Raw genomic sequence first — 1,525 nt, forward strand, 5'->3', positions numbered from 1 at the left:
CGGCGGTGCGCACCGGCACGGGCGGCCGTCGGCGCACCGCCCGGCGTCACACGAGTGCGCTGCCGAAGGCGAACAGCGCGAGCCCGGCGAACGCGAAGCCGGCCGTGCGTTGGAGCAACCGCGGGCGGAGGCGGTCCCGGATTTTGTGCCCGAGGAAGACCGCCAGCCCGGCCACACACAGCAGCGCCGTCACCGAGCCCAGGCCCACCGCGAACGGCTGGGCCGAGTTGGCCACCATCCCGGCGGTGGCGAGCTGGGAGGCGTCCCCCCACTCCGCCGCGAACAGGACGCCGAAGGACGTCAGTGCCGCGCGGGGGAACGTCGTGGGGGCCGCGCCACCGCGGACCGCGTCCGGCGACTCCTCGTCGACCCCGGAGAAACCCGCCCGCAGCAACATCGCCGACCCGGTACCGAACAGGACACCGACGAGCACGGACAGCACCGGGTCGGGGAGGAACGTCAGGACACTGCCGAACGCGACCGCCACCACGGTCTGCACCGCGAACGCCGCCGCCACCCCGGCGAGCACCGCGCGGGTACGGAACCGTGTGGTGAGCACGAGCGTGGCCACGAACGTCTTGTCCGGCAGTTCGACGGCCGCCACGAGGGCGAACGTCGACACCAGGGCCACGAGCTCGGCGGTCACGGCGGGCACTCACCTCCCTTTCTTCTGACACGATAAAGGCAAATCGCGGCACCGGGTAGTGAATGGGAACCGCGAATCGCCCCGTACGGTTCGGCCAGCTCGTTCTCCGGGTGTGCCTGAAGATTGATTGAGGTGTGCCGAAAACAATCGTTCGGGGCGCACGTCCGTCGGGCGCGGGACCTTGGTCCCGCGCGGTCCGGGATCCTGGGACCTGACGCGGATCCGCAGGTCGCAGGCAGAGTCGATCTCGTGAGCGTCCTCGAGCTAGCGCGGTGGCAGTTCGGTATCACGACCGTCTACCACTTCCTCATGGTTCCGTTGACCATCGGCCTGTCGGTGCTGGTGGCCGGGATGCAGACGGCGTGGCTGCGCACGGGTGAGCAACGTTACCTGCGCACGACGAAGTTCTGGGGAAAGCTGTTGCTGGTCAACTTCGCGATGGGCGTGGTGACCGGCATCGTGCAGGAATTCCAGTTCGGCATGAACTGGAGTGCCTACTCCCGCTTCGTCGGGGACGTGTTCGGGGCGCCACTGGCCATGGAGGGCCTGGTCGCCTTCTTCGTCGAGTCGACGTTCCTGGGTCTGTGGATCTTCGGGTGGGACCGGCTGCCGAAGCGGGTCCACCTGGCGTGCGCGTGGGCGTTCTCGCTGGCCACGGTGGCCTCGGCGTACTTCATCCTGGCCGCGAACTCGTGGATGCAGCACCCGGTGGGCGCCGAGTTCGTCGACGGCAGGCCCACGATGACCTCCATCTGGGCGGTGCTGACCAACAACACCGCGCTGGCCGCGATCCCGCACACCGTGGCGGGCGCGTTCGCCGTGGCCGCGGCGTTCCTCGTCGGCGTCGCGGGCTGGCGGCTCTGGCGCGGCCGTCCCGGT

General features: G+C 69.8%; 2 protein-coding genes. One reads left to right on the plus strand and one right to left on the minus strand.

From position 1 onward, the window contains the following. Positions 1–46: 46 nt before the first annotated feature. Complete coding sequence (locus ACTIR_RS0101680) at positions 47–646, minus strand: TMEM165/GDT1 family protein (protein WP_026452990.1); 600 nt, start codon at positions 644–646, stop codon at positions 47–49. Positions 647–895: 249 nt separating this feature from the next. Here ACTIR_RS0101680 and ACTIR_RS0101685 point away from each other — a divergent pair. Beyond that, positions 896–1,525: cytochrome ubiquinol oxidase subunit I (locus tag ACTIR_RS0101685; protein WP_026452991.1), on the plus strand; the 630-nt coding region annotated here is incomplete at its 3' end.

The organism is Saccharomonospora iraqiensis subsp. iraqiensis, from assembly GCF_000430445.1.
GTDB classification, from domain to species: Bacteria; Actinomycetota; Actinomycetes; order Mycobacteriales; family Pseudonocardiaceae; genus Saccharomonospora; species Saccharomonospora iraqiensis.